General features: G+C 69.7%; 14 protein-coding genes and 3 tRNA genes. 10 read left to right on the top strand and 7 right to left on the bottom strand.

Translation table 11 applies throughout. The features are described from left to right. Positions 1 to 73: 73 nt before the first annotated feature. Positions 74 to 895 carry a glycerophosphodiester phosphodiesterase gene (locus OID54_RS18720; RefSeq protein WP_329021111.1) on the bottom strand — a complete coding sequence of 274 codons (822 nt, stop codon included), beginning with the start codon at positions 893 to 895 and terminating at the stop codon, positions 74 to 76. 306 nt (positions 896 to 1,201) lie between these two features. On the opposite strand from OID54_RS18720, the gene OID54_RS18715 reads away from it, so the two are divergent. From OID54_RS18715 to OID54_RS18700, 4 genes are all read left to right on the top strand, one after another. After that, positions 1,202 to 2,815, top strand: coding sequence for a S1C family serine protease (locus OID54_RS18715; RefSeq protein WP_329021109.1), 1,614 nt, complete (start codon positions 1,202 to 1,204; stop codon positions 2,813 to 2,815). 99 nt (positions 2,816 to 2,914) lie between these two features. Next, positions 2,915 to 3,001: transfer RNA gene (locus OID54_RS18710), tRNA-Ser, on the top strand. 502 nt (positions 3,002 to 3,503) lie between these two features. Continuing rightward, a complete protein-coding gene (locus OID54_RS18705) occupies positions 3,504 to 7,064 on the top strand; it encodes a DNA polymerase III subunit alpha (RefSeq protein ID WP_329021107.1) in 3,561 nt (1,186 codons plus the stop codon). Next, entirely contained in the window at positions 7,061 to 8,113 is a 1,053-nt protein-coding gene (locus OID54_RS18700; RefSeq protein ID WP_329021105.1) for a DNA polymerase Y family protein, read from the top strand. Before OID54_RS18705 ends, OID54_RS18700 begins: the two co-directional genes overlap by 4 nt. 74 nt (positions 8,114 to 8,187) lie before the next feature. Here OID54_RS18700 and OID54_RS18695 read toward each other — a convergent pair whose 3' ends face one another. Continuing rightward, positions 8,188 to 9,297 carry a bifunctional DNA primase/polymerase gene (locus tag OID54_RS18695; RefSeq protein ID WP_329021103.1) on the bottom strand — a complete coding sequence of 370 codons (1,110 nt, stop codon included), beginning with the start codon at positions 9,295 to 9,297 and terminating at the stop codon, positions 8,188 to 8,190. Between the two features lie 359 nt (positions 9,298 to 9,656). Here OID54_RS18695 and OID54_RS18690 point away from each other — a divergent pair, with 359 nt between their 5' ends. From OID54_RS18690 to OID54_RS18680, 3 genes are all read left to right on the top strand, one after another. Beyond that, complete coding sequence (locus tag OID54_RS18690; protein WP_329021101.1) at positions 9,657 to 9,962, top strand: hypothetical protein; 306 nt, start codon at positions 9,657 to 9,659, stop codon at positions 9,960 to 9,962. Between the two features lie 668 nt (positions 9,963 to 10,630). Beyond that, a complete protein-coding gene (locus OID54_RS18685) occupies positions 10,631 to 11,215 on the top strand; it encodes a SigE family RNA polymerase sigma factor (protein ID WP_329021098.1) in 585 nt (194 codons plus the stop codon). Between the two features lie 390 nt (positions 11,216 to 11,605). Then, positions 11,606 to 13,252, top strand: coding sequence for a long-chain fatty acid--CoA ligase (locus OID54_RS18680; protein WP_329021096.1), 1,647 nt, complete (start codon positions 11,606 to 11,608; stop codon positions 13,250 to 13,252). A 142-nt stretch (positions 13,253 to 13,394) separates the two neighbouring features. On the opposite strand, the gene OID54_RS18675 is transcribed toward OID54_RS18680, so the two are convergent. Both OID54_RS18675 and OID54_RS18670 read right to left on the bottom strand, forming a co-directional pair. After that, positions 13,395 to 17,327 carry a PAS domain-containing protein gene (locus OID54_RS18675; protein ID WP_329021093.1) on the bottom strand — a complete coding sequence of 1,311 codons (3,933 nt, stop codon included), beginning with the start codon at positions 17,325 to 17,327 and terminating at the stop codon, positions 13,395 to 13,397. Between the two features lie 174 nt (positions 17,328 to 17,501). Continuing rightward, complete coding sequence (locus OID54_RS18670; protein WP_329021091.1) at positions 17,502 to 17,966, bottom strand: SSI family serine proteinase inhibitor; 465 nt, start codon at positions 17,964 to 17,966, stop codon at positions 17,502 to 17,504. 347 nt (positions 17,967 to 18,313) lie between these two features. On the opposite strand from OID54_RS18670, the gene OID54_RS18665 reads away from it, so the two are divergent. Both OID54_RS18665 and OID54_RS18660 read left to right on the top strand, forming a co-directional pair. Next, a tRNA-Ser gene (locus OID54_RS18665) sits at positions 18,314 to 18,407 on the top strand. 222 nt (positions 18,408 to 18,629) lie between these two features. After that, positions 18,630 to 18,702: transfer RNA gene (locus tag OID54_RS18660), tRNA-Arg, on the top strand. Between the two features lie 177 nt (positions 18,703 to 18,879). Here OID54_RS18660 and OID54_RS18655 read toward each other — a convergent pair. Then, positions 18,880 to 19,425: a DUF1877 family protein gene (locus tag OID54_RS18655; protein ID WP_329021090.1), complete on the bottom strand. Its 546-nt coding sequence runs from the start codon at positions 19,423 to 19,425 to the stop codon at positions 18,880 to 18,882. After that, complete coding sequence (locus OID54_RS18650) at positions 19,415 to 20,845, bottom strand: MFS transporter (protein WP_329021086.1); 1,431 nt, start codon at positions 20,843 to 20,845, stop codon at positions 19,415 to 19,417. Before OID54_RS18650 ends, OID54_RS18655 begins: the two co-directional genes overlap by 11 nt. Positions 20,846 to 20,961: 116 nt before the next feature. Here OID54_RS18650 and OID54_RS18645 point away from each other — a divergent pair, with 116 nt between their 5' ends. Then, the gene (locus OID54_RS18645; protein ID WP_329021084.1) at positions 20,962 to 21,615 is read left to right on the top strand and encodes a TetR/AcrR family transcriptional regulator; all 654 of its coding nucleotides are present in this window, start codon (positions 20,962 to 20,964) and stop codon (positions 21,613 to 21,615) included. Here OID54_RS18645 and OID54_RS18640 read toward each other — a convergent pair. Then, positions 21,572 to 22,552 (bottom strand): helix-turn-helix transcriptional regulator, encoded by a 981-nt coding sequence (locus tag OID54_RS18640; protein ID WP_329021082.1) that lies wholly within the window; start codon positions 22,550 to 22,552, stop codon positions 21,572 to 21,574. The two genes, OID54_RS18645 and OID54_RS18640, sit on opposite strands and share 44 nt — an antisense overlap. Positions 22,553 to 23,109 lie beyond the last annotated feature (557 nt).

The raw sequence follows: 23,109 nt of genomic DNA, 5'->3' as shown, positions 1-23,109 counted from the left end.
GGTGAGCACGGTCCGAACGCGCCGGGGCACACCCTGTGATGCAAGTGGCAGCTGCTGTCTCTGATGACAGGTGTCAGTTGGTTCGGCCCAGCTGGCTCAGCACCTGCCGCGGCCGGTTGGTGATGATCGCTTCGACGCCGAGTCGGGTGCAGAGCTCCACGTCCTCGGGCTCGTTCACGGTCCACACATGGGCACGGTGGCCCGCCTGGTGCAGCCGCTCCACATAGCCGGGATTGCCGCGCAGGATCCGGATGCTCGGACCCGCGATCCGCGCCCCGGCCGGAAGTCGACCGTCCCGCAGTCGGGGGCTGACGAACTGCATCAGATAGACCGTGGGGATCGTCGGTGCCGCCGCCGCGATCCGATGCAGCGAACGGGCGGAGAAGCTCATGATGCGTACGGGCGAATCCTCGGGTGCGCTCGGCCCGGCGAGGCCGAACCTGCCGAGCAACTGGAGCAGCTTCTCCTCCACCTGGCCCGCCCAACGGGTCGGGTGCTTGGTCTCGATCGCCAACTCGACCCTCCGCCCCGAGTCGGCGACCAGTTCGAGCAGCCGTTCCAGCGTGAGCACCGACGTGAGCGACGGATCGCCCCAGTCGGGGCTCTCCATGGAGTCCTCGCGGCCCTTCCAGGTACCGAAGTCGAGGGTGGCGAGGTCGGCGAGTTCCAGGGCGGAGACGGCGCCACGACCGTTGGAGGTGCGGTTGACGCGGCGGTCGTGAACGCAGACCAGGTGGCCGTCGGCAGTGAGGCGGACATCGCATTCGAGTGCGTCGGCGCCGTCGTCGATGGCCTTCATGTAGGCGGCAAGTGTGTGCTCCGGGGCGTCTTCGGACGCTCCTCGGTGAGCGACGACCTGAATGTGGTGCTGCCGTGCTTGAGTCACCTGGGTCATGGTGTCATCGAGAACGGGAAGGCGTGTGCAGGGGCCCGTCTCCGGCACTTGTCGACAGCCGGCGACGAGCTCGCTCGGCCGCCCCGCAGGTGCGCCCGCTTTGTCGGAAGTAAAGGATTGCTGGAATACGCACAGGTCCTGCTTACAGTGGCCTGACGAGCCGTGGGAAATGCTGACCTGGACAGACTGGGCCGGCTGCCTAAGCGGACACCCTGCTGAAGTGAGCAACCGCGGGCGACCGGGGCCGAGGGATCTCGTACATCCCGAGCATCTCGTCGATCTGCAAAACCTGAGGAGAAGAGAGCTGTGAGCACTGAGAACGAGGGCAACGAGGGCACTGCGCAGCCGGCCGCCCCGTCCGTACCTCCTGTGCCGGCAGTGGCTCCCGGTGGATCTCCCGCGTCGGCTGCGGCACCGGAACCCCCCGTGGCCGGGGGACCCCAGGGAGCACCTGCGGCACCCGTCTCCGACGGCCCGCCCGTTCAGCCACCTGCCGCCGCCCCGGCGAGCGTTGCCGGCCAAGGCGCCCCGAGCCCCGGCCATGAGCCGGGCGCCGGTGCCTTCGTGGCGCAGCCGGACTACCCGACCGCCGCACAGCACGGCGGGCCGACCCCAGGTCACGGTGGCCAGCCTCCTCAGGGGGCTGACTGGCCGCCCGCCCCGCCCACCCTGCCCTCGTACGGTGCCTACGGCGCGGCCCCCGCGGGCGGTTCCGGAGGCCATGACGGTTCCGGCTGGGGAACCCCGGTCCCGCCGAGTGGCGGACCCCGGCGCAAGAGGTCGGGCGGACTGGTCGCGGCGGTGCTGGTCGCGGCGCTGGTCGTGGGCGGAGTCGGCGGTGGCATCGGCTACTGGGCGGCCGAGCGCAACGACGACGGCATCAACTCCACGACCGTCTCCGCGGCGGACACCCCGAAGGACCTCAAGCGCGATCCTGGCACGGTGGCTTCCGTCGCCTCGAAGGCACTGCCGAGCGTGGTCACGATCGAGGCGAAGGCCAGCGGGGGTGGGGGCGGGGGCGACATCGAAGGCGGCCAGGAAGAGGGCGGTACCGGCACCGGCTTCGTCTATGACCAAGAGGGTCACATCCTCACCAACAACCATGTGGTGGCCTCCGCCGCGGACAGCGGCACGCTCTCGGTGACGTTCTCCAACGGCAAGGAGTACGACGCCGAGGTGGTCGGCCGGGCCCAGGGATACGACGTGGCCGTCCTCAAACTGAAGAACGCCCCCGCAGGATTGGCACCGCTGGCCCTCGGCGACTCCGAGAAGGTGGCGGTCGGGGACTCGACGATCGCCATCGGCGCCCCGTTCGGCCTGTCGAACACGGTCACCACGGGCATCATCAGCGCCAAGAACCGCCCGGTCGCCTCAGGGGACGGCTCCAGCGGCAAGAGCTCCTACATGAGCGCGCTCCAGACGGACGCCTCCATCAACCCGGGGAACTCGGGCGGCCCGCTGCTCGACTCCCGCGGCGCGGTGATCGGCATCAACTCCGCGATCCAGTCCACGGGGGGCGGCTTCGGCCAGACCCAGGCCGGCTCGATCGGTCTGGGCTTCGCGATCCCGATCAACCAGGCGAAGAACGTGGCGGAACAGCTGATCAAGTCCGGCGAGCCGGTCTACCCGGTCATCGGAGCGACGGTGGACATGGCGGGCAAGGGCGCCGGCGCCAAGATCGCCTCCCAGGGAGCCGGCGGCACGGCAGCGGTGGTCGCGGGCGGCCCTGCCGCGAAGGTGGGCCTCAAGTCGGGCGATGTGATCACCAGCTTCAACGACAAGCCGATCGACAGTGGCCCGACGTTGATCAGCGAGATCTGGAACCACAAGCCGGGCGACAAGGTGACGGTGACGTACGACAGGGCCGGCAAGGAGAACAAGGTCACGCTCACCCTCGGCCAACGCGAGGGCGACAGCTGACCCTGACCCTCCCACCAGCCGCCAAACGAAAGGCTGCTGCGTGCCTCACCCCGGGGCCGGTACTCTGTAGGCCGCTCCACGCCAGCCGGCAGGGGCACTGGTGGGTTGCCCGAGCGGCCTAAGGGAACGGTCTTGAAAACCGTCGTGGCAGCGATGTCACCGTGGGTTCAAATCCCACACCCACCGCAAGATGGATTTATGTGCAGGTCAGAAGGGGTGCCCCTCGATGAGGGGCACCCCTTCTGTGTTCGGCTTGTCTCACCCTGACTCGCCCGTATCCCACCTTTGACCAGTGCGTATGGGCCATGTGTGGGCCAGTCGGCTCACTCGTCGCCGTTGAGTCCCCTGGCAATGAGCTGATTGGTGCGCGACTGATCGCCGCTCAGGATCTTGGCGTAGAGCCGAAACAGCGTTCGCGATGCGGTGTCCGACCCGCTGCCGCCATGGCTGACGCCGTCCTCGTACCCGGGCGTTCGTGCCGTCGGGCGGGCCCTCAGTGGTGGGCCAACCGTGCCGTGTGTCGGTGTTCGTGTAGCGGTCGGTACCTGCCTCAGCTGCTGGAATGTCTCAGGCTTCCCGTTCGCATCCCTCGACAGCACGCGCTACTCTGCTCGAACAGAAGTTCGATGACACTTTTCGGGGTGATTCGTACGAGACTGGCAAAGGGGGTCAGGTTGGGAGGTGCGGCATGGAGGGTTTTACCCATCTGCATGTCGCGTCCGGCTACTCGACCCGCTATGGCGCCTCGCACCCCCGTGACCTGGTGGTACGCGCTGCCGAGCGTGGGATGGCGGCGCTCGCGCTGACCGATCGGGATGCGGTCACCGGGGCGGTTCGCTTTGCCAAGGCGGCGCTGGAGCACGGTGTGCGTCCCATCTTCGGGGTCGATCTCGCCGTGGAGCCGCTGGCCCCGGTGCGCCCCGACCGTTCGCCCCGTCGTCGTACCCCCGTACGCGGTGGAGCCCATGTCCCCGAGCCTCCCCTACGCGTCACCCTGCTCGCACAGGACCGGGTCGGGTGGGCGGCGCTGTGTCGGCTCACGTCCGCGGCCCATGCTCACCCCGTCGCCGGCAATCCCGTCGTGTCCTGGGAGGCGCTCAGGCAGTACGCGGGGGGTGGTACGGGACTGTTCGCCCTGCTGGGGCCCGTGTCCGAGCCCCTGCGGGCGCTCGCTGCTGGGCGTTCGGACCTTGCCGAACGGCTGCTCGTTCCCTGGCGCGAGGTCTTCGGTCCTTCGCTGCGGCTGGAAGCCGTCTGGCACGGTCATTCCGGAGCCGGAGCCGGAGCCGGAGCCGGAGCCGGAGCCGGAGCCGTGGCAGGAGCTGGGGCAGGGATCGGAGCCACGGCCGGCGCAGGGACCGGGGCGGGGTCGCTGCGGCTTGCCGCTCGGACGCTGGGGTTCGGCGGTCGGGTCGGGGTGCCGGTCGTCCTGGCCAATGCCGTCCGTTACGCCGATCCCGCCCAGCACCGCCTCGCCGACGTGCTGGACTCGGCCCGGTTGCTGCGCCCCATCGACCGCCGTCGGTTGGACTCCGGAGAGCGCTGGCTCAAGGGCCCCGATGCCATGAGGGCCGTTGCCGAGCGGATCGCCCGGGCCGCGGGTGAGGAGGGTGATGCCTCCCGACTGCTCGCCGTCACCGAGGACACCGCAGGGGCGTGCAGGTTGGACACCACCGCCGACCTCGGTCTGAAGCAGCGGCACTTTCCCGAGCCCGGGACCGTCGGGGCGAAGGATGCCGTCGATGCCGCGCGGGTGTTGCGGGAGCGCTGTGAGGCCGGGCTGGTTCGACGGGGGCTCGACGGTGACTCGGCCGCTCGCACTCGTCTCGAAGAAGAACTGGCCATTATCTCCGAACTGGAGTTCGATACGTACTTTCTGACCGTCGCTCAAGTGGTTTCCGATGTAAGGGAGATGGGCGTTCGGGTCGCCGCTCGGGGCTCCGGTGCCGGCAGCATGGTCAATCACGTGCTCCACATCGCCACGGCCAACCCCCTCGACCATCGACTGCTGTTCGAGCGCTTCATGTCGCGTCGCCGAGCGGATCTGCCCGACATCGATCTCGATGTGGAGTCCGCTCGTCGGCTCGATGTGTACGACCGGGTCATCGAGCGGTTCGGACGGGAGCGGGTGGCGATCACCGGGATGCCCGAGACCTATCGGGCCCGCCATGCGCTGCGTGACACGGGGCTCGCCCTCGGCATCGCCCCGGCCGAAGTCGACCGCATTGCAAAATCGTTTCCTCATATTCGAGCGTCCGACATCACGACCGCCCTCGCCGAGCTGCCCGAGCTACGCCAACTGGCCGCCGAAGCCGCCCCGTACCGACTGCTGTTCGAACTCGCCGAGGGTCTGGATGCGCTGCCCCGTGGGATCGCCATGCACCCCTGCGGAGTGATCCTCACCGACTCCTCGCTGCTCGACCGTCTCCCCGTCCAGCCCACCCCCACGGGCGGCTATCCGATGGTCCAGGCCGACAAGGAGGACGTCGAGGACCTCGGAATGATCAAGCTGGACATCCTCGGGGTGCGGATGCAGTCCGCGATGGCCCACGCCACCGCGGAGATCGAGCGGGTCACGGGTCGCCATATCGATCTGGACGACCCCCGCCAGGTGCCGCTGGACGACCACTTCGCCTTCAAACTGATCCAGGCGTCGGACACCCTCGGCATGTTCCAGTTGGAATCGCCGGGGCAGATGGACCTCCTCAGTCGGCTGCAACCCCGCGATCCGCAGGACGTGATCGCCGACATCAGCCTCTTCCGGCCCGGCCCGGTGGCCGGTGGGATGCCGGAGCAGTACGTTGCAGCCCGCCACGGCCGGCCCGTACCCAGTCCGCACAAGGATCTCGAACCGATCCTCTCTGACACCTACGGAGTGCTGATCTGGCATGAGCAGATCATCGAGATCTTCCACCGGTTCACCGGCTGCGACCGGGCGTTCGGCGATCTGGCCCGGCGGGCCCTGGGTACTCCGGGCCGGTTGCCCCGGGTCCGTGACTGGTTCCATCGGGAGGCGTCCGCCCGCGGCTACTCGTCCGATGTGCTCACCGCCGTGTGGAAGACCATCGAGGGCTTCGGCGCCTACGGCTTCGCCCGGGCCCACGCGGTCGCCTTCGCCGTGCCCGCCCTGCAATCGGCCTGGCTGAAGGCGCACTACCCCGCCGCCCTCTACGCGGGGCTGCTCGAACACGACCCCGGGATGTGGCCCAAGCGCGTCATCGTCGCCGATGCCCGACGCCACGGCATCGCCGTACTCCCCGTCGACATCAACCACTCCGGCGCGGACCACACTGTCGAAAAGGCACCCGACGACACCTGGGGCGTACGGCTGTCCCTGTCCGAGGTGCGGGGCATCAGCGGCGATGAGATCACCCGGATCGCCGCCGCCCGTCCCTACAGTTCGCTGTCCGACTTCTGGCAGCGGGCACGCCCCAGCCGGCCGACCGCCGAACGGCTCGCCGACATCGGTGCGTTCCATTCGGTTCGTGGTGAGATGACCCGCCGCGATCTGCTGCTCCAGATCGCCGAACTCCACCGCCAGTACCGTGGTCGCCCCCTCGACGACGGCCAACTCCCGCTGCGTACGGATGAACCGCAGGCCCAAGGCACGGGACTGCCGGAGATGACGAGCCGGGAGGAGTTGGGCGCCGAACTGCGGGTCCTCGGCATCGATGTCAGCAGGCATCTGATGGACCATCACCACCAGTTGCTGAGGGAGCTCGGCGCCACCGACGCCCGGCACCTCTCGGAGCTGAAGGCCGGTGAGAACGTCCTCGTCGCCGGTGTGCGGGCCGCCACCCAGACCCCGCCCATCGCGTCCGGCAAGCGGATCATCTTCGTCACACTCGACGACGGTTCGGGCATGGTCGACCTCGCCTTCTTCGAGGACAGCCATGACGACTGCGCCCATACGGTCTTCCACTCCGGACTGCTGCTGGTCCGCGGCACGGTCCAACGCCGGGGTGGACGCAGTACGGTCGTCGGGACGATGGCCTGGGACCTGGAGGCCCTTGCCGTGGCCCGTCGTGACCAGGGTCCGGAGGCGGTTTACCGGTTGCTCGGCCCTGCCGTCGCCCCCGTGACAGGAACGTCCGGAGCACGGGATTCCCGCGGTCGCCGCCCCCGGCGCACGATCGAGCAGGAGACCGGGGCGAGCCTCCATCCCTGGGCGGACCTTCAGCCCGCTGGTGATCTCAAGACGCCCGATCTGTCCTCGCTCGGATACACCAGTCCGGGGAGCGCGGGATGAGTGCCTGGGGTAGCGCGCCGTACACCGGACCCGTTCCGCGGGGCGGTCGATATGTGCTGCGCATCCACTACCACTTGGGGGACCGTTTCCACCATGCCGACGGCTGGGACGACTCCGAGCGTTACCTACGGCTCATCGAGCAGCTCCACAGGGTCACTCCCCGGGTCCAGGCGATTCCTCCCACCGCTGTCGACTGCGACATCTCCGGTGCGTTGCGGTACTTCCACCGCGGGCCCTATGAGCTCGCCCAGATGGTCCAGATGCGGATCAGGGCGCTCCATGATGTTGACACCACCATGGGCCTGGCCGGCAATCGGATGCTGGCTGCCATGGCTGCGGATGCCACCGCACCTGGTGAGCTCACCTGGCTCCGACCCGAACCGGAAGCCATTGCCGGGTTCCTTCGTCCGCGTCCGGTGGGGGCGCTGCACGGTGTGGGTCCGGCCATGGCGGGTCTTCTCGTACGGCACGGGCTGCACACCATCGGGGCGGTCGCCGACACACCCGTGGGCACTTTGCAGCGAATCCTCGGTCGTACGCAAGGCAGAAGGCTCCACGAACGGGCCCACGGTGTGGACGAGCGTCCCGTGATCCCGCAGGCCCCGGCCCGTTCGGCCAGCGCCGATCACGCTTTCGTCCGTGATGAACTCGATCCGGATCAGCACCGCCGGGCGGTTCTCGCGCTCACCGAGCAGTTGGGCGTCCGGTTGCGGTCCGAGGGGCAGATCACGGGGCGGATCACGCTGAGCGTGCGGTACGCCGACGGCTCCACCACCACGCGTACGCGCACATTGTCCGAGCCCACCCAGCACGGCGTCGCGCTGGTCCGGGTCGCGTACGACCTCTACGAGACGCTGGGACTGCAACGGGCCAGGGTCCGGGGGATCTCCCTGCGGGCCGAGGAGCTCCAGCCGGCCGAGTGCGCGATCACCCAACTCACCTTCGACCCCGTCGACGACCGGGCCCGACGCATCGAGGCGTCGGCCGACCGTGCCCGAGCCCGCTTCGGTCCGTGGGCGGTGCGGCCCGGGACGCTTGCGGATGTGTGAGCCACGGCCTCGGCACCCGGTCCGTGCACAGGGCCGATCCCGTGCGCAGGTCCGGTTCCATGCACGGGCGTCGTTCAGTGGCGGGGGCTCGATGTGAGTCGGGCGGCGGACGCGATGGTGGCCCGCGCCTCGCGTTCGGTCAGACCGGTGCGGACGGCCGCATGGGTGAGCGCCGGCGCCAGGGCATTGCCGATGCCGTTCTCGTACGCCCGACAGGCGGCCCAGAACAGCCGTGCGTTGCGCTGGCCTTCGGGTGCGGCGAGTACGAACTGGACCAGTCCGCGCCCGTGTTGTCGATGGGCCCCTGCGGGTGCGGTGGGCAAGGGACGTACGGGGGGTGCGATCAACTGGAGGAGTGCGGTGGGGCAGGGGGCGGGGGAGAGTCCGGCCGTACCGGGGGCGAGCCGATAGGTGCCCTGGGCGGTGACCGAACCGGGGCCGACCAGATAGCCGCCGGCCCCTCGGACGTCGATGCCGGGGGCGATCCTGCTGGCCGAGTTCGGTACGACGACGTCGGACGGACCGGTCAACCAGAGATGGCGGCCACCGCTCGGAGTGAGGACCGTGATCGTCTCCGGGATGGTGAAGAGGTGGCGCAGCGCCAGGTGATGGAGTGCGGCAAGGGAATCGGTGGTGGATTCCTGTGTCTCCATCGTGCCCAGCACCTCCATGGCGGCCAGGGCCGCCAGCGAGCGGGTGGAGTTCTGGGAGCGGCTCGGCGCACTGTTCGACGAGGCGGAGGCGGGGGCCCATGTGCTCAGTGGCCCGCGGGTCGGCGGATGTTCCCTCGCCCGCTCCGGTGGCCCGGTCGAATCCGGGGCGCCCGGTGGGTGGGTTCCCGCAGCCGGCGTCGCGTCCGAGCGGCGCTTCAGCGGCTTCACATCAAGGTCCACGCCGATCAGATGGTGTGGGGGTCTGCCGCAGGCGATGCCGTAGCCCGTCGCCCAGGGTGCGGCGGCGAACAGCGCTCGGATTCCGGCCGGGTCGACGGTGGCGTCATGGATTCCGTGTCCCGGCAGGCCGCATTCCCCGCGGCAGTGCGTCGGCTCGACGTCGTCCCGGTGCGGTGAGCGCAGGGCGGGCAGCTTGTTGGACGAGAGCGGGATGACCGGAAGTCCGCGCTCGGCGGCGAAGAGGGCATGGGCGAGGGCCAGGGCGGCGGTCTGCCGATCGATGGTGGCCATGGCTCTATTTTCGTACGAATGTTCGATGAAGGGAAGAGGGGGAGATTGTCCTTGGAGGTGTGGTGGTGCGGTGGTGCGGTGTCGATCCAAGCGGCGGAGGGATCTCTTCCGGGTCCCTTCCGGGTCCCTTCCGGGTCCCTTCCTGGTTCCCTTCCGGGTCTCCGAGGTGCGTTCGGGGAGGGAAAGCGGGTTTATCGAAGACTCCTCACGCTTGAGGGGGAATCAGTGGTTCTCAGATGGTTCGTCGGCAATCCCCTGGGCAACTCTGAGGTCGCGACGTCGTGACCGCGAAACCGGGACGGATGGCCATCCGCCCGGGACGAGCCGTACTTCTGTGTTCTGGTTCCTGGAGGAATTGAATGGCAAGCATCCGTACCGCCCGCATCACCGCCGTTGTTGCTGCCCTGCCCCTGACGTTCGCCCTTCTCTCGGGTGTCGCGGCGGCGGACAACGGCTCCTTCGCGGACAACGGATCGAATGCGACGGCGGCCTCGATCAGCGGTAGCGGCGTCGCCGGTGTGAACCTGGGCAATTCGACCACCAGTCAGCAGGTCGCGAGCGGACCTGGAGCGAACAACCAGAGCAACATCGCCAGTGCGAGCGGCTCCGCCTTCACCGCAGTCGAGCAGACGAACGCCGTGGTGAACTTCACGAACCTGTGGTGACGACCGGCCCGTAGGGGGGATCGATCGTGGGGTGAACGACCGCCTGTGCGGTGGCGCTTCGGTGCCACCGCACAGGCGGTTTCGCGTGTACGGGCGCGGCCGGGGCCTCGCCCGGGCCCATCAAGACGGTGATCAAACGGCCGGCCACCCCGTACACCTTCGGCTGTACGTCTCCACCGAGGTCCCCCCGGCCGGCACCGGGCACGGCTGCCGGGGATCGGAGCCGGGCGCGGACCGTACGACAGCCGCCCCTGGAGTCCTGGCTCCCGTAGCGCGCCTGCCCGCGAAGCCACACACCGCTGGCCCCTGTCGGCCGGCCGGTCCAAGAGCAACAACAGCGGAGGAAGACGAGGTCAGCCGGTGAGAGCAGGGGTGGTCCTCCGCCCACCCCTGCCCACTCGAAGCCTTCGGACCGCTCGCCGTCGAAGGGCCGCCCTCGATCCCACCCGCCGTGCCGGAACCTTCTCTTCCGAGGTGGCGGGGCATCGGCGCCCCCGTCCGCGGAGGCGGAACACCGCTGCGGCGGCCCTGAGAACCAGGTCATCGCCTCTGAGGGTCTCCTCCACCTACAGGAGGTGACCACGACCATCCCACTACAACCTGAGAGGGACATGTCTTCAGGACCTGTGGCCGATCCCCGCGGGTGCGCCCGCTCCTAGCGTGGAGCCATGACTACGCCAGTCTGCACAAGCGCTTCGAAGGCTGCCGTGCCGGTGCCTCCGTCGTACGGGGCCGACGCACGGTATGCAACCCATGCTCGCTACTCGTCGTTCTCGTCGTACGTACGGGCGCGGGGGCCCGTACTGCTGCGCACGGCACGTTCGCTCACCGCCAACCCGAGCGATGCGGAGGACCTGCTCCAAACCGCGCTCACCAAGACCTATGTCGCCTGGGAGCGGATCGAGGACCATCGTGCGCTCGACGGCTATGTCCGCCGGGCCCTCCTCAACACCCGCACCTCGCAGTGGCGCAAGCGCAAGGTGGACGAGTTCGCCTGCGATGAACTGCCCGAACCCGACACCGTGCCCGCGCCCGACCCCGCGGAGCAGCAGGCCCTGCGCGACGCGATGTGGCGAGCCGTGATGAAGCTGCCGGACAGACAACGGGCCATGGTCGTCCTTCGGTACTACGAGGACCTCAGCGAGGCCCAGACCGCCGAGGTGCTCGGGGTCTCGGTCGGCACGGTCAAGAGCGCGGTCTCCAGGGCGCTCGGCAAACTGCGCGAGGACGCGGAGTTGGCGCCGGTGCGCTGACCAGCGTCAGGGCACCTCGATCGGCTCGATGCGTCTCACTCCCATGGGTGAGCGCGTACGGCCGTCGACATCGTGCCCGGCCGTGCCCGCCAAGGCCCATCCGGCACCGCTGCGGTGCCCTGTCCTGCCACCCCGCACGTCCGTTCTGCGGCGGTGCGCGGGTTCTTGGCGCCGGCCCTTTGACATCACACCGGGAGGCCGCGGTAGAGCTCTTCGCCGTATCCTCCCGGTCGCGCGAGACCCTGCTCAGGCCGCACGGTGAAGGTCCCGTGGCGCTCATCGAGGGGCATGTCGATACTCCTCTGGCAGTAGTGACATACCACTTGGTATGTGCGCAGAATCTGCACACCGTTACTGCCACGTAGCGCCAGCGCCCATCAGGAGGACGCCGTGCTGAGCACCATGCAGGACATACCGTTGACCGTCACCAAAATCCTGCGCCATGGGATGACCATCCATGGGAAGTCGCAGGTCACGACGTGGACGGGGGAGTCCGAACCGCAGCGCCGCACCTTTGCCGAGGTAGGTGGACGAGCGACGCAGTTGGCCAATGCGCTCCGTGACCAACTGGGCGTCGACGCCGATCAGCGGGTGGCGACCCTGATGTGGAACAACTCCGAGCACGTCGAGGCGTATTTGGCGATTCCCTCGATGGGCGCAGTGCTCCACACCCTCAACCTTCGGCTGCCCCCCGAGCAGCTCGTCTGGATCGTCAACCACGCGGCCGACCGAGTCGTCATCGTCAACGGGTCGCTCATTCCCCTCCTCGCACCCCTCCTGCCGCACTTGCCGACGCTTGAGCACATCGTCGTCGCGGGCCAGGGTGACCGGTCCCCGCTCGCCGAGGCCGCTGCCCAGGTGCACGAGTACGAGGAACTCATCGCCGACCGGCCCACCACTTTCGACTGGCCCGAACTGGACGAGCGCACCGCCGCCGCCCTCTGCTACACCTCCGGCACCACGGGCGACCCCAAGGGCGTCGTCTACTCCCATCGGTCCATCTATCTGCACTCGATGCAGGTCAACATGACCGAGGCGATGGGTCTCACCGATCGCGACACCACCTTGGTCGTGGTGCCGCAGTTTCATGTGAACGCCTGGGGACTGCCGCACGCCACCTTTATGACCGGCATCAACATGCTGATGCCCGACCGCTTCCTCCAGCCCGCTCCCCTCGCCGAGATGATCGAGAAGGAACGGCCCACGCACGCCGCGGCCGTACCCACCATCTGGCAGGGCCTGCTGGCGGAGATCACGGCGAAGCCCCGTGACATCAGCTCCATGAAGCAGGTCACCATCGGCGGATCGGCCTGTCCGCCTGCGCTGATGGAGGCGTACGACCGGCTCGGCGTTCGGCTCTGTCACGCCTGGGGCATGACGGAGACCTCCCCGCTCGGGACCATGTCGCACCCTCCGGCCGGGCTGACCCCCGAGGAGGAGTGGCCCTACCGCATCAGCCAGGGCCGTTTCCCGGTCGGTGTGGAAGCCCGACTGATCGGCCCCGCCGGCGACCTCCTGCCGTGGGACGGCACATCCGCCGGTGAGCTGGAGGTCCGTGGACCCTGGATCGCCGGTGCGTACTACGGGGGCGCGGGCGGCGAGGACTTCAAGCCCGAGGACAAGTTCAGCGAGGACGGGTGGCTGAAGACGGGGGACGTGGGCGTCATCGCCCCCGGCGGGTATCTGACCCTGACCGATCGGGCCAAGGACGTGATCAAGTCCGGTGGTGAGTGGATCTCCAGCGTCGAATTGGAGAACGCCCTGATGGCCCACCCCGAGGTCGCCGAGGCGGCCGTCGTGGCGGTACCGGACGAGAAGTGGGGCGAGCGCCCGCTCGCGACGGTCGTCCTCAAGGAGGGGGCGACCGCGGGATACGCGGAGCTGAAGGAGTTCCTCGCCGAGAGCGTCCCCAAGTGGCAGCTGCCCGAGCGGTGGGCGGTGATCGCCGCGGTCCCCAAGACGAGCGTGGGCAAGTTCGACAAGAAGGTGATCCGCCGTCAGTACGCGGACGGCGCACTGGACGTCTCCGAGGCGTAGCCGTACGCCCGCGAGGGCCCGACCGGCCCTCGCGGGCACATCCGCGGGGGCCGTACGCCGAGTACCACGCGCGGCACTCGGTAGCCGGTCCGTTCGAAACCTTCTGAGGCACCCGGTCGAGCACCCCAGCCGATCCTGTCGGTCAGTTCGTGCCGATCTTCGCCAGCAGATCCACGATGCGCGCCTGCACCTCGCTGCTCGTGGACCGCTCCGCGAGGAAGAGCACCGTCTCGCCCGAGGAGAGACGCGGCAGATCGGCCCGGTTGAGGCCCGCCGAGGTGTAGACGACCAGAGGAGTGCGGTTCAGCTGGCCGTTCGCCCGAAGCCAGTCGATGATGCCCGCCCGGCGGCGCCGGACCTGCATCAGATCCATGACCACCAGATTCGGCCGCATCTGGGCCGCCAGCGTGACGGCGTCCGTGTCCGCCCCGGCCCGAGCCACCTGCATGCCCCGCCGCTCCAGCGTCCCGGTCAGCGCGAGGGCGATCTCCTCGTGCTCCTCGATCAACAGCACCCGCGGCGGGTGCTGCTCACTGTCCCGCGGCGCCAGGGCCTTGAGCAGGATGGCCGGATCGGCGCCGTAGGCGGCCTCCCGGGTCGCCTGCCCCAGCCCCGCCGTCACCAGCACAGGCACCTCGGCCGCAACGGCCGCTTGCCGCAGGGACTGGAGAGCGGTACGGGTGATGGGACCGGTCAGCGGGTCCACGAAGAGCGCTGCGGGGAAGGCCGCGATCTGGGCGTCAACCTCTTCTCGGGAATGCACCACGACCGGGCGGTAGCCCCGCTCGCTCAACGCCTGCTGGGTCGAGACGTCGGGGGCGGGCCACACCAACAGCCGGCGCGGGTTGTCCAGCGGCTCGGGCGGCAACTCATCGTCCACGGGATGCGGCTGCGGGCGGTTCGCCACCTCGACAGCGCCACCGGGACCGTCCAGCGGCTCGGGCCCTTCGGCCCCTTCGACCGGTGCGCCTATGGCGTAGGCCCGTCCCTCGGACCGCTCGACGGGCCGCCGGGCGCCCTGCTGAACAGTCGCGGGCGGCTGCGACGCGGGATGCGGCCGGGCGGCCGGTTCCGAGCGCTCACCATCCGGGGGCGTACCCAACTTGCGCCGCCGACCCGAACCGAGCCCCTGGCCGCCCTGCTTGTCGGGGTGGGACCTGGGCTCGCCCGGCTGCTGGTCCGCCTCGGGGGGCTGGGTGAAGGAAACGCCCTGCCCGAGCGTGCGCACGCTGAATGCCCGCCCCTGAGAGGAGTCAGCGGGCAACGGCTCCTCGGCGGGCAGCGGCTGTGCGATGGACTGCGGTCCCGCGGAGTGCGGCGCCACATGCTGTGAGCCGGACGACTGGGCCTCGCCCGGCTGCGCCGGCACGCTCGGCGGCTGTTCGGTGGCGGGTGCGCCCGGGGTGACGTTGTCAGGCGGGCCCGACTCTCCGAAGACGGGAATCGGCAGGGAGAGGGGCCCGGTGCCCGGCTCGGGCATCGGGCTCTGACCCGGCGCGGACTCGTCCGCAGCCGCCGTGTGCTGCCCGACCGCCTCCTCGGCGGGTACGGGAGTGAAGGCCGTGCCCATCGCACCGGGCTCATGCCAGCCCTGCGGCTGCGCCAACTCGGCGGCCCGGCGACGGCCCGTCGGCGTCGGATGCGGCTGCGGCGGGGTGTGTCCGGCACTGGGATCCGTACGGACCAGATCGTGTTGACCGGCCGGTGAGACGTCCGGCTGTCCGGGCCCGACGGGCGCGCGATCGGCATCGGCCGGCGGCAGGGCGAACGCCGTACGCCCGCCTTCCTGCGCCTGCGCTGGTGCGGGGCCGAGTGCCCGCCGCGCTCGGCGTCCGCCCGGCGCGGCCTCGGCACCACCGGACAACTGACGCGCCGGCACCGGTGCGCCCGTGGGCAGCTCGTGCCGCACGCCCTGTGGCCTGCGCTGGAGCCCCTGGGCGTCAACGGGCACGCCCTGCGGCGGCACGGTCTGGCCGAATGCGGGGCGCCCGGTCGACGCGGCACCCTCGGCGGCCGTGACCACGGAACCCTCGGTCGGCTTACCGCTGCCCGCGGTCACCGCCATGTGGCCCTCGCCGGAACTGGGACGCCCACGCCGCCGCCCGGTCCCGTCCCCGCCGTTCGTCTCATTGCCGTCCCCGGAGTCCTGCGCGGGGATCATGCTCCGCCCGGCCACAGCCGGCAGTTGAGGCTGGTCCAGATGGGCCCTGCGTCGACCCGTCGGCGGTGCGTCGGGCGACTCATCGGCGCCCTGGGCCACCAGCGGGCTCTCCAAGAACGCATCCGTCGAGCCCCTGCGAGCCCGTCGGCGCCCGCCCCCGGCTGTCTCCGGAGACAGCTGCTGTTCCGGCAGGGCGACTTCGCTCCCGGTCGCGGCGTCGTGAGGAGCGGCGGCAACGGGTTCGGCGACCGGCGGAACGTTCCCCGTACCCTCGCCCAGCGGCACTTCCAGAACGTATGCGCTACCGGTCATGCCCGGCACCTCGTGCGTCTGGAGCACACCGCTGTGCGCCTGCACGATCCCCCGCACGATCGGCTGGTGCACCGGATCGCCACCGGAGAACGGGCCCCGAACCTCGATCCGTACGACCTCGCCGCGCTGCGCCGCCGCGACGACGACCGTGGAGTCCACATAGCCGCCGTTGGGCAGCAGCCGGGCCTTGCCGGTGGAGTCCACCCCGGCGACATCCGCGATCAGATGGGCCAGAGCGGTCGCCAGCCGAACGGCGTCCACCTCGACCTCCATCGGCGGAGCGTGCACCGCGAACTGCACCCGCCCGGGGCCGATCAGCTCCACCGCACCCTCGACACCGGCGGCGACCACCCCGTCGAGCTGGACCGGGCCCTTGTAGAGCCGCTCCACACCCGCGTCCAGCCGCTGGAAGCCGAGGACGTTGTCGATGAGCGTCGTCATCCGGGCGTACCCGGCGGCCAGATGGTGCAGGATCTGGTTGGCCTCGGGCCACAGCTGACCCGCCGGGTCGGCGGCCAGCGTGCCCAGCTCGGAGCGGAGCTCCTCCAGAGGCCCGCGAAGCGAGCCGCCGAGCACCGCGGTCAGTTGCTCATGGCTGGCAGCCAGCTCCAGATAGCGCTCGTCCTGCCGCTCGATCTCCGAGGTGTAGCGCTCCGCCTTGTCCGCCAACTCGATGGTGAACTGCTCGGTGGTCTCGGCGAGCTCCTCGGTCAGCCTCTCGGTGGTCTCCGCGAGCTTCTTCTCCAGCCCCTCGGTGGTGCTCTCCAACTCGGCCGCGTGGGCCTTCTCCAGCTCCTCGTACGGCCGCCGGTCGGTGAAGGTCATGACCGCGCCGACCAACTGGTCCCCGTCGCGCACCGGTGCGGTGGTCAGGTCCACCGGCACCTGCGAACCGTCCTTCGCCCACAGCACTTGCCCCCGCACCCGGTGCTTGCGCCCCGACTTGAGGGTGTCCGCCAACGGCGACTCGGCGTACGGGAACGGCTTGCCGTCCTCGCGCGAGTGCAGGATCAGCGGATGCAGCTCCTGGCCGCCGAGGTCGCTGGCGCGGAAACCGAGGATCTGGGCAGCCGCCGGATTGACGAGCACCACCCGACCGTCGGTGTCCGTCCCGACCACGCCTTCGGCCGCGGCCCGCAGGATCATCTCGGTCTGCCGCTGAGAACGGGCCAGTTCGGCTTCCGTGTCCACGGTCCCCGAGAGATCGCGCACCACGAGCATCAGCAGTTCGTCGCCGGTGTAGCTGGCGCTGTGCATGTCGTACGCCTTGCGCCCGTCCTCAAGACTGGCGCTCGTCACCTCGACGGGGAACTCCCCGCCGTCGGTGCGCCGGGCGACCATGCGCGTCGGCTTGGTGCGCCCCCGCTCGTCCGCCGCTTCGGGGCGGCGCATCGAGCCGGGGATCAACCGCGAGTCGAACGCGGGCAGCAGATCGAGCAGCCCGCGCCCGACGAGCGCGGTGCCCGGAGTCTCGAAGAGCTCCAGGGCAATCGTGTTCGCGTTGACGACTGTGCCATTGCAGTTGACGAGCACCAAGCCGTCGGGAAGTGCGTCGAGTATTGCCGCGAGGCGAGCAGCGCCTCGGGATGGCCTGCTGCTCACGACGACGGTTCCTCCCTGACCTACAGCGTGTGTAAGGGACATTCGGTTCCCCTCGTGCTGCTTGGGTCTCCGCCTGTCACAGGAGGGAGTCTAAAGGCAGCAGATGAGAGTGGGGCGGTGGATCGGGGGGAGGGCTGCTCCAGGTTTCGTGTACATGCCGTGACCTAGGCACTGTCACCTGGTGCTGGGCAGTACCGGCTCCATGGTTCGCCAGCGGGAGATTTCACATCCGTCCGTCCGGCTGAACACGGCGTCCACGGGCCGTCCCTGCCAGGTTCCGGTCACCCGGGCGGTGGCGGGTCCGCCCGACTGCTGGGTGCACATCTGCCCTTGGGGCACCGCAGCGAAGGGGTTGCTCCCCTCCCGCGCGATCTCGTCGAGTCGGCTACAGGCCCGCTCGGCCGCGGGGTGGGTGCCGCCCGCGCCGCCCGATGAGCTGCACTCCAACTCATACCGTCCGTCCGCACGCGTGTACCCCGTCTCGGAGACGATCACAGTGAGCCGATCGGCCTCCGACGACAGCAGCGGGGAGGAGAGCAGCGGCAGCGGGAAGGGCAGCGTGGTGGCTCCCGCGACGGGGACCGCGGCGATGAGTGCGGCGGCCGACGTGGTTGCGGTGAGGATGATGCGACGCAGCATGGACGCTCCTGGATCTCGGTCGAGGGGCGGCGCCCGCGACGACCTGCGCCGCATTGGCGACGGGCTGACGCCCGCCCGCCGACCTCGGCGAGGGTCACCGCGCGGGAACCGCCCGCGACCTCCGCGCACGGTTCCCGGCCGGGGCGGGTGCCCCGGCGTCCCCAACGCTTCTAACGCTCAGCGCGCCCACGCGTTGCGCAACCCGACCGCAGCCAACCGTGCACGTCCACCTGCGCGGCCAGCGCTTTGCCCTGTGGCCGACCTGGCTAGTACCGTGGTCCGTGATTGGTGACACCGCGCTCGTCTGTGTCATCATCTGCACACCACTCGCGCGCTGTGAGTGTGCTGGAGGCGTCGCCTAGTCCGGTCTATGGCGCCGCACTGCTAATGCGGTTTGGGTCTTAAAGCCCATCGAGGGTTCAAATCCCTCCGCCTCCGCCAGCTTGATCACTGAAGCCCCGTCCGCATGGACGGGGCTTCTCTGCTGTTTACGAAGATCACCCAGACCGGCCCGCCCCGCTCCTCGCGGCCTGCCACTAGCTCACTCGATCGACACGTTTCCGCAGGTCAGAGTGCGTTTGCTCAATGGATTTCACCTGACGGCGCAGGTCATGTAATGTTGTTCCCGCAACGCCGACCGGCCGAAAAGAACCGGAAAGCCAAGCACTCGTAGCTTAACGGATAGAGCATCTGACTACGGATCAGAAGGTTGCAGGTTCGAATCCTGCCGAGTGCACACAGGTGAGAGCCCCGCTGGATCATTCCGGCGGGGCTCTTTCGTGTGTCGCCCCCCGTGTGGTGAAGCGTCCGTGGGCACTCGGGTCGGTCGGGGTGTCAGCGGAGGCTCGCCGTTGGGTCTGATCGAGACGTGCGCTGCGACCCTCGGTAGAAGCGCTCGGCCATGGCGTGGGGGTCAGACGGTCGCCGTGAACAGGACTGCTCGACGGGTCCTCGACGCCAGGGTGAAGAGTTCCCGTACCTCCGTCAGGCCCTCGCGTGCCCAGTGGAAGTCGCCCCGCAGGCCCAGGCCGGAGAACTTCCCCCACAGCCAACCCTCTTCCACCTCCGCCAGCGCGTCCGCGGTCAGGGACACCTGGCCCGGGGTGACCAGGCGGGTCAGATAGTCGCTGCCGTCGGTGAGGGAGTGGCCGCCGAGGATCGCGTACCGCAGGGGTGTCGGGCCGGTCAGCAGGCAGCGGTGCAGTGGCTCCCAGGTCCTGTCGGTGTCCGCAAGCCAGGGGGGCTCCCACTCGGCTTCGATGTGCGACACGTACGACGTGACTTCCGGCCCGTCCGCATGTGTCAGTCGGTATGCGTCCTCGGCGGGGATGGCGAAGTGGCGGCCCAGACCGGTCACTCGGAATCGTCGGATGCCGCTGTCGGACGTGGCCACTTCGTCCAGCATCGCCCGGCAGAGCTCCCTGATCAGCAGGTCCGTGCCGTGCGGTTCAGTGGACATGGACTCCCCCGGTCAGTTGCGGCTTTCCGCGCGGGACCAGGGCGACGCAGAGGGCCGCGCTGATCGCCGCGGTCACGGCGAGCAGGGTGTACGCGCCGGTGAATCCGGCGGACGTGCCCTGGGCTATGCCGGTCGCCGCGGCCGTCGACACCATGGCCACACCGACCGAACCGCCTACCTCGTGGAAGGTGTTGACCACTCCGGAAGCGAGCCCGGCTTCCTCCTGGGCGACCATCGCGAGCGCGGTCGTGGTCGCGGTCACGAACACCGCGCCGATGCCGAGCGAGGCGACGGCGAGGCCCGGCAGCAGGGTGATGTACACGTTCGCGGCCGTCGGGGCGAACGTCAGCAGGGTGCTGCCGGCCGCCGCGACGGTCAGGCTGCCCACCGCGCTGGCCCGGCTGCCGATCCGGCCGACCAGGCGTGACCCGAGATGGGCGCCCAGGGCGACGGCCACCGCCACCGGGAGGAAGATCAGTCCGGTCTCCATCGGGCTGAAGCCCCGGATGTGCTGGAGGTGGACGGAGCTGAGGAAGAAGTACGAGATCAACAGGGCGGTGGCGATCAGCATTAGAAACGATCCGGCCACCACCGGACGGCGGGTCAGCATCGTCAGGTCCATCAGCGGTTCCCGGGTTGACCGTTCGACCGCTGCGAACCCTCCGTACAGGGCGACGGCTCCGATGAGCGCCAGCAGTGTCAGCGGGTCGCTCCAGCCGCTGTCGCCCGCTCTGACCAGGCCGTAGATCAGTGTTCCCGTTGCGGTGGTGACCAGGAGCGCGCCGGGGACGTCCAGTCGGACGGGCCAGGGTGCCCTGGCCGGTACCAGCGCGGGCAGGGCGGCGAGCAGGGCGAGGCCGACGGGGACGTTGACGTAGAAGACCCAGGGCCAGCCCGGCCCTGCGGTCAGTGCGCCGCCGAGGAGTACGCCCGCTGCCGAGCCGGTGCCGCCGATCGCCGCCCAGACCCCGAGGGCCTTGTTGCGCTCGGCGCCGTGGAATCCGGTGGTCACGATCGCGAGGGCGGCGGGGGAGAGCAGGGCCGCGCCCACTCCTTGGGCGACCCGTCCGCCGATCAGTGCGGGGGCGTTCTGGGCGAGCCCGGTGAACAAGGAGGCGGCGGTGAAGATCGCCAATCCCGCGAGCAGGGTGCGGCGCGCACCGAGGGCGTCGGCGAGTCGGCCGCCGAGGAGCATCAGTCCGCCGAAGCACAGGGTGTACGAGGCGACGACCCAGGTGAGCGTCGCCCGGTCGAGTGCGAGGTCCGCGGCCATGTCGGGCAGGGCCACGTTCACCACGGTGACATCGAGGACCAGCATGAACTGGGCGACGCAGATGAGGGCGAGCACCGTCCAGCGCCGGGGGTCCGGGGGCGGGTGGTCGTGGTGGGGGTGCGTGGGGTGGACGGGCGCACAGGGCACGGTTGCTCCTCGCTCGGCGGTGGGCCGCGGGTGCGGCTCGACGAATAACTGAACCGTACAGTTCAGTACAGATGAACTCAACAGTTCAGTTCAGATGTGGACTAGGCTCGCTTTCCATGAGCGTGGACAAGGAGATGAGCCCGCAGCGGCCCGCACCCAGCGGCCCCCGGGCCGAACGTAAGCGCGAGGCCATCGTCAAGGCGGCCCGGGACCTGTTCCTCAGTGAGGGGTTCGGGGTCGGCATGGATGCCATCGCGGCCGAGGCGGGCGTTTCCAAGGTCACCGTCTACAACCACTTCGGGAGCAAGGAATCCCTGTTCACCGCCGTGGTCGCAGGCGCGCTCGACAGGCCCGTACAGCAGGACTCAGCCGCTCCGCTGGCCCGGCTCGCCGATGCGGAAGACCTTCGCCCGGCATTCGTCGATGCCGCGCGGGCCTGGATCGAAGCCGTACGCAACGACCGCGAGGTCGCCGCCCTGCGCATCCTCGTCGCCGCGGAGCTGCACCGCTTCCCGGAGCTGGGGAGGGCCTGGCACCGCGACACCCCCAGTGGTCATCACCCCGTGGTCGCGAACACCCTCCGGGCGCTCGCAGACCAGGGAAGGCTCGTCATCCCCGATCTGGAGGTCGCCACGCTCCAGCTGTACGCCCTCCTGGTCCATCCGCACATGGTGTTCGGCCACTACGGCACGGTCATGGACGACGACCTCACCGAGCGACTGCTGATCAGCGGCGTCGATATGTTCCTGGGCCAGTACGCTCCGCACTGATCACCCCGCGCCGGGCGGCCTGAAGGCCGGCCTGGAAGCGCGTACGGGCACCCAGTACGTCCATGATCCGCCGCATCCTGCGTTCCACCGTGCGCTGGGCCACTCCCAGTCGGCGGGCGATGGCCTGATCCGTCAGGCCCGAGGCCGACAGTGCCAGCAGGCGTTCGTCGTCGTAGGACAAGTCATCGAGCGGGCGGTACTCCTGCGGACCCTGGGGCACCGCGCGTTCCCACAGCAGCGTGTGCAGGGCGACCAGTCCGTCCAGCAGGGTGGACGGCGGGACGACCAGCGCATCGCCTGACCGGTCCAGGGCGACGACCGCGATCCGACGGTCCGCGATCACCAGGTTCAACGGCGCGTCCAGCAGCGCACGGCTCTCCTCGCCCCCGTCGGAGCGCAGGTCCGCAATGCGGCGATCATGGATCGTACGTCGGCGGACACCCGCCGGTGCCGTCTCGCACGGTACGGCGTACGGCGGGCGGTCCACGATGAGCAACTCCTTCCGGGCGGACCGCTGCACCAGGGCCACCTGCTGCGCCACCTGCTCCGACTCGCTGAGCAGTTGTAGGGCGGGCAGGCCGTCGACCTGGTGCCGCGCGGCTGATCGGAACGCGTCGCCGAGCGCAGCGGCCGACAACCTGGCCCGTTCGAGCTCTCCTCGGCGCTGGAGAGCCAGTACCTCGATCGCCGCGTCGGGGGGTGCGGGACGGAACCGCACCGGGCGACCGGGAAGCCTGGTCAACAAGCCGCGCTTCTCCAGCGCGCGGGTGCGGCGGCGCACCCGCGCCGCGTCCCAGCCGGTAGCGGTGACCAGTTCGGCGATGGTGGCGCGGGAGCGGGTCAACAGCGCCCGGTAGAGCCGCTCCTCATCCGCGGGAACACCGAGGGCGGCCAGCAGTCGATCCGGAACGCCGACGATGTCCGCGCTGCCCGTCACTGCGCCTCCTGAGGCTGATGGGGTACTGACGGTAGGGCGGTCACCCATGACAGGTACAGACCTCTGCCGGACCTTGGACGGATGCGGCGACGGGCCGGTGTGGGCGGGTGCCGGGTTGGTGTGTGGCCGGTGCGGACGGGGGCTGGCAGGTGCCGATGGGGCGGGTGGTGAACGGTTCGGTCGGCGAGCGGGCTCGTCGCGATCGGGGTGTCGGGAAGGCGACAGTGGCGGACATCCGGCGTCCGGACCCCTTCCGCTTTGGTCCAGACCAAATACCGTCGAAGTTTGTCATGTACGCCGCGCTGTAGGGCCCCGCCGCCACATATCCAGCCCCCCACACCCCCCACGCCCTTCCCCCCACCAGTTCATCCCCCCACGGCTCGCCCCCCACGAGTCCCCCCACTGCCCGAACACCCCGTAGGTGCCCGCAAGTCCCTGTCACTCCCGCCGCAGACCAACAACCGGACCCCACTCACCCACCGGCCACCCACCCGCCGCCGACCGCCTAGAACGCCCACCTAGCACCCCCACCCCCACCCAGCCCCGACAGAGATCAA

The organism is Streptomyces sp. NBC_00690 (genome assembly GCF_036226685.1).
Lineage (GTDB): Bacteria > Actinomycetota > Actinomycetes > Streptomycetales > Streptomycetaceae > Streptomyces.
This window is presented reverse-complemented; position numbering and strand designations above follow the sequence as displayed.

Bases quoted from the DNA above. Each gene is read 5' to 3' on its own strand.
- OID54_RS18720 (WP_329021111.1), bottom strand. From the start codon at position 895: ATGACCCAGGTGACTCAAGCACGGCAGCACCACATTCAGGTCGTCGCT.
- OID54_RS18705 (WP_329021107.1), top strand. From the start codon at position 3,504: ATGGAGGGTTTTACCCATCTGCATGTCGCGTCCGGCTACTCGACCCGC.
- OID54_RS18700 (WP_329021105.1), top strand. From the start codon at position 7,061: ATGAGTGCCTGGGGTAGCGCGCCGTACACCGGACCCGTTCCGCGGGGC.
- OID54_RS18695 (WP_329021103.1), bottom strand. From the start codon at position 9,297: ATGGCCACCATCGATCGGCAGACCGCCGCCCTGGCCCTCGCCCATGCC.
- OID54_RS18690 (WP_329021101.1), top strand. From the start codon at position 9,657: ATGGCAAGCATCCGTACCGCCCGCATCACCGCCGTTGTTGCTGCCCTG.
- OID54_RS18685 (WP_329021098.1), top strand. From the start codon at position 10,631: ATGACTACGCCAGTCTGCACAAGCGCTTCGAAGGCTGCCGTGCCGGTG.
- OID54_RS18670 (WP_329021091.1), bottom strand. From the start codon at position 17,966: ATGCTGCGTCGCATCATCCTCACCGCAACCACGTCGGCCGCCGCACTC.
- OID54_RS18655 (WP_329021090.1), bottom strand. From the start codon at position 19,425: ATGTCCACTGAACCGCACGGCACGGACCTGCTGATCAGGGAGCTCTGC.
- OID54_RS18645 (WP_329021084.1), top strand. From the start codon at position 20,962: ATGAGCGTGGACAAGGAGATGAGCCCGCAGCGGCCCGCACCCAGCGGC.